Source organism: Rhodoblastus sp. (assembly GCF_041915505.1).
Lineage (GTDB): Bacteria > Pseudomonadota > Alphaproteobacteria > Rhizobiales > Beijerinckiaceae > Rhodoblastus.
Genome location: NZ_JAYSBG010000282.1, coordinates 1 through 4,679 on the forward strand (window position 1 = coordinate 1; position 4,679 = coordinate 4,679).

A 4,679-nucleotide genomic window follows, 5' to 3' on the forward strand; every position below is an offset into this window, starting at 1 on the left:
GGACAAGCCGAGCATCAGGACCAAAGCCGCGAAAAAAATTTGGCGAAAGCGGAGGAGCCGCCCATATGGGGCGAAGGCCTGCTCCCTGGCGGGCTGAAAAAATGCGGTCGTCATTGCGGCCTTTCCGGAAGTCTCTTCATGTCCGATCCCGCCATAAGCCTCGAAAATGTCAATCTCTCGCTGGGGAGCGGCGAGGCCCGGACCCATATTCTGAAAGATATTTGTCTCGATGTGGCAAAAGGCGAGACCCTCGCGCTGCTGGGGCCGTCCGGATCGGGCAAATCGACGCTGCTGATGACCATGGCCGGACTGGAGGCGGCGGATTCCGGAACGGTTCACGTCGCTGGCCGGCGCATCGACACCACGGGCGAGGACGAGCTGGCGCGCTTTCGCGGCGGCCATATCGGCGTGGTCTTTCAAGCCTTTCACCTGATCCAGACGCTGACCGCGCTGGAAAATGTCGCCATTCCGCTGGAGCTGGCCGGCGCGCCGGACGCGTTTCCGCGCGCCAGCCGGATGCTGGCGCAGGTTGGCCTTGCGGCGCGCGAAAAACATTATCCGTCGCAAATGTCGGGCGGCGAGCAGCAGCGCGTGGCGCTGGCGCGGGCTTTGGTCGCCAATCCGTCCATTCTGGTCGCCGACGAGCCGACCGGCAATCTCGATCAGGGCGTCGGCGCCGAGATCATGGAGCTGATTTTCGCGCTCAACCGCGCCAAGGGCGCGACTCTGGTGCTCGTGACCCATGACGAGGCTTTGGCGCGGCGCTGCCATCGCATCGTGCGCCTGCGCAACGGGCGCATCGAAAGCGATTCGGCGGCGGTCGCGGAGCGCGAAAATGTCGGCGTCTGAGGTTCTGGGCCGTCGCCGCGCCGCGCAATGGGCCTCGGCGCGCTTCGCTCTGGCTCGTTTCGCCTTGCGCGATCTGCGCGGGGGCCTGCGCTCCTATGGCGTGTTCATCGCCTGTCTCGTGCTCGGCGTCATGGCCATTGTCGGGGTCGACGCCACTTCCCGCGCCTTCCGCGACGGCCTCGCCCAGCAGGGCGCCGTCCTGCTCGGCGGCGATCTCGCCTTCGGCCGCGCCCTCGGCGTCCCGGCCGATCGGGAAAAAGCCTTTCTCGCCGCGCGCGGCGCGGTCAGCGAAGTGGTCGCCCTGCGCGTCATGGCCCGCCGCGCCGATGCGCCCTTGTCGACGCTGGTGGAGATGAAGGCGGTCGATTCGGCCTATCCGCTCGCCGGCGCGGTGAAAACCGATCCGCCATTCGAGGGCGGGCGGCGCTTTTCCGACGCTCTGGCCGCGAAGGACGGCGCATATGGCCTCTATGCCGATCCCGCGCTTGGCGCGCGGCTGAACCTCAAGCTCGGCGACAATCTGGAAATCGGCGCCGCGCGCTTCGTCTTGCGCGGCTGGATCGCGACCGAGCCCGATTCGATCGGCGCGATCGGTTTCGGTCCGCGCGTCATGGTGAGCGATCAGGCCCTCGCCGCGACCGGGCTGATTGTTCCGGGCTCGCTGGCGCGCCTGTCGCTGCGGCTGGCGCTGCCCCCGGAAAAAGCCGGCGATTCCGATGTCGCGAGCGTGCAAAAGGCCTTTACCGAAGCCTTCCCCGAGTCCGGCTTTGAAATCCGCAGCCGGGCGGAGCCCTCGCCGCAATTGTCGCGCAATGTCGAGCGTTTCGCGCAATTCCTGTCGCTGATCGGCCTGACGGCGCTGGTGTGCGGCGGCGTCGGTGTCGGCAATTCCATTCGCGGCCTGATCGACCGCAAGCGCAAGACGCTGGCCATTCTGAAGGCGCTCGGCGCCAGCGGCGGCGAGGCCGCGCGTTTCGTGCTCTATCAGGCCATGCTGGTCGCGGCGGCGAGCGCCCTCCTCGGCGCCGCGCTCGGCCTGCTGCTGCCGAAACTGCTGGTGGTCCTGCTCGGCGCCGCTTTGTCGTTCCCGCTCGATCCGGCGGTGGATTGGCGCGACGGCCTGTCCGGCGCCCTGTTCGGGCTGCTGACGGCGCTGGCCTTCGCCGCCGTCCCGCTCGACCGCGCCCGCGCGCTGCCGGCCACCACCCTTTTGCGCGAGGCGACGCTGGGGGAAGCCGGCTCCAACGGTTGGCGCGGCCGCCTTGTCGCGGCGCTGGCGGCGGCGGCTTTGTTCGGCTTCGCTCTGTTCGTCAGCAGCGACCGCGGCCTCACGGCGCAATTCGGCGCGGCGGTCGCGCTCAGCTTCGTCCTGCTCTACGGCGTCGCGCGGGCGATCATGGCCTGCGCGCGGCGCGCGCCCCATGCGCGCAGCCTGCCGCTGCGCCTTGCCATGGCCAATCTGCACAAGCCGGGCGCGCTGACGCCTTCCTTCCTGATCTCGCTCGGCATCGGCGTAACCCTGCTGACCGCTTTGGTCTCGATCGAGCGCAATCTGCGCGCGGATATCGGCGATTCTCTGCCGCATGAATCGCCGAGTTTCTTCTTCCTCGATATTCAGGCCGCCCAGGCCGGGGCTTTCGAGCATTTTCTGCGCGAGCAGGCGCCGGATGGAGCGATCGCCATCGCGCCCATGCTGCGCGGACGCATTGTGAAGGTGAACGGCGTCGCGGCCGAGCAGGTCCAGGCGACCGACAAGGCGCGCTGGGCGCTCGAGGGCGATCGCGGCATCACTTTTTCGGCGAAAATTCCCGAGGGCTCCAAACTCTCCGAAGGCGAATGGTGGCCGGACGATTATTCCGGGCCGCCGCTGGTCTCGATGGAAAGCGGCGTCGCGCAGGGCCTGGGCCTCAAGATCGGCGACAATGTCACGGTCAATGTGCTGGGCCGCACGCTCACCGCGCGCATCGCCAATCTGCGCAAGGTCAATTGGCGCAGCTTCAACATCAATTTCGTGATGGTGTTCTCGCCCAATTCCTTCGCCGGCGCGCCCTTCACCCGGCTGATGACGCTCAGCCTGCCGGAGCGGCCCGATCCCGCGCGCGAGGGCGCGCTGCTGGCGGCGGCGGCCAAGGCTTTTCCCTCGGTCGCCAGCGTGTCGATCCGCGAGACCTTGGCGACGGTCGATTCCCTGCTCGGCAAATTGTCGCTGGCGATCCAGTCCGCCGCCTCGCTCGCCTTCGTCGTCTCGGCGCTCGTCCTGTCCGGCGCGCTGGCGGCGGGGCAGCGGGCGCGGATCTACGAGGCGGTCGTGCTCAAGGTGCTCGGCGCGACGCGCGGTCGGCTGCTCGGGGCGCTGGCGCTGGAATTCACTTTGCTCGGCGCGGCCACCGCCGCTTTCGGCCTGCTCGCGGGGACCTTGGCCGCGGCTTTGGTCTCGCGGCAAGTGCTCGACCTGAATTTCCAGTTCTTTCCGGTTCAGGCGCTGGCGGTGGCGCTCGCCTCGATCGCTTTCGCGGTCGTGCTGGGCCTGGCTGGAACCTGGCGCGTGCTGGGCGAGAAGCCGGCGCGCCGGCTGCGGGAAGACTAACTAATTTGTAATGTCGCGCTCAGGCCTAAGTAAGCCGCGCAGCTTGTTTTTTCGCCCCATCGCCGTCATATTCGGAGACGCCGCGCCGCCTGCGGATCGTCCGGGGCGGGTTTCCTGCGGCAGTCGTGAGGAAACCATGTCCAACTTTGACCGCAACGCCGCTCCCTGGAGCCGGGGTTATACCCGGACGGGCGCCGATGTAGATCAAGGTCTGCGGGCTTTCATGCTCGGCGTCTATAACCACATGACGATCGGCCTGGCGCTGACGGGCCTGTTCGCGCTGGGCGCGTTCCAACTGGCCGTTTCCAGCGTGCCGACGGCCTATCAGATCGGTTCGAGCATCTATCTGACCCAGTTCGGCGCCGCGATCTTCACCAGCCCGCTGCGCTGGGTGATCATGTTCGCCCCGCTCGCTTTCGTGCTGTTCTTCTCCTTCAAGATCAACAGCATGGCCGCGTCGACCGCGCGCAACCTGTTCTACGCCTATGCGGCGGTGATGGGCCTGTCGCTGTCGTCGATCCTGCTGATCTATACCGGCGCCTCGGTGGCGCGGGCGTTCTTCATCACCTCGGCGACCTTCGGCGCGCTGAGCCTCTACGGCTATACGACCAAGCGCAGCCTGTCGGCGATGGGGTCGTTCATGATGATGGGCCTGTTCGGCCTGATCATCGCGAGCCTGGTGAACCTGTTCGTGCAGAGCTCGGCTTTCCAGTTCGGCCTGTCGATCCTGTCCGTGCTGATCTTCGCCGGCCTGACCGCCTATGACACCCAGGACATCAAGGAGATGTACCTTGAGTCGGACGGCTACGAGACGGCGACAAAGAAGTCGATCAATGGCGCCTTGAGGCTCTATCTCGACTTCATCAACATCTTCATGGCGCTGGTTCAGCTCACCGGCGACCGCAGAAGCTGAGCGAAAGCCGCATCAAACAAAAGCCCCGCTTCGGCGGGGCTTTTTCGTTTTCAAGAGCGCTGTTCAGTTCCGCGCGATCTGGCATTGGTGGTCGAGAATCGCTTCAGCGTGGCCGCCGCCGCCGGCTTCAAGCAGGATGAACTCGCGCCCGCGTTTGGGGTCCTCGAACCCGACCACGGCGATGGTGTGGAGCGCCATATTGTACCGGGCGCTCGGAATTTCCGTCGCCACCATGCGGAAGATGTTCTGGTCGAGATCCTCGACCTTCAGGCGTTTGGCGCGGTAGCGCGCGGCCCAGGGCCGCAGGTCGATCTCGAACCAGCCTTTCTG

The 4,679-nt window shown here is 66.5% G+C and carries 4 protein-coding genes; 3 read left to right on the plus strand and 1 reads right to left on the minus strand.

Going from position 1 to position 4,679, the window contains the following annotated elements; all coding sequences use genetic code 11:
- The first annotated feature begins 138 nt into the window (after nucleotides 1–138).
- The 3 genes from ACE3S9_RS15130 to ACE3S9_RS15140 all read left to right on the plus strand — a co-directional run bounded on the left by ACE3S9_RS15130 (nucleotide 139) and on the right by ACE3S9_RS15140 (nucleotide 4,349).
- Nucleotides 139–849: an ABC transporter ATP-binding protein gene (locus tag ACE3S9_RS15130; protein ID WP_374547311.1), complete on the plus strand. Its 711-nt coding sequence runs from the start codon at nucleotides 139–141 to the stop codon at nucleotides 847–849.
- Nucleotides 836–3,436, plus strand: coding sequence for an ABC transporter permease (locus ACE3S9_RS15135; protein ID WP_374547313.1), 2,601 nt, complete (start codon nucleotides 836–838; stop codon nucleotides 3,434–3,436). The genes ACE3S9_RS15130 and ACE3S9_RS15135 overlap by 14 nt, the downstream gene beginning before the upstream one ends.
- Before the next feature lie 136 nt (nucleotides 3,437–3,572).
- Nucleotides 3,573–4,349, plus strand: a complete 777-nt coding sequence (locus ACE3S9_RS15140) for a Bax inhibitor-1/YccA family protein (protein WP_374547314.1) — start codon at nucleotides 3,573–3,575, stop codon at nucleotides 4,347–4,349.
- 63 nt (nucleotides 4,350–4,412) lie between these two features.
- On the opposite strand, the gene ACE3S9_RS15145 is transcribed toward ACE3S9_RS15140, so the two are convergent.
- On the minus strand, nucleotides 4,413–4,679 hold a 267-nt coding region (locus ACE3S9_RS15145), incomplete at its 5' end, for a CDP-diacylglycerol diphosphatase (protein WP_374547315.1).

What these genes read in the sequence shown, in the direction of transcription:
- ACE3S9_RS15130 (WP_374547311.1), top strand. Translation starts at nt 139, where the DNA reads ATGTCCGATCCCGCCATAAGCCTCGAAAATGTCAATCTCTCGCTGGGG.
- ACE3S9_RS15140 (WP_374547314.1), top strand. Translation starts at nt 3,573, where the DNA reads ATGTCCAACTTTGACCGCAACGCCGCTCCCTGGAGCCGGGGTTATACC.
- ACE3S9_RS15135 (WP_374547313.1), top strand. Translation starts at nt 836, where the DNA reads ATGTCGGCGTCTGAGGTTCTGGGCCGTCGCCGCGCCGCGCAATGGGCC.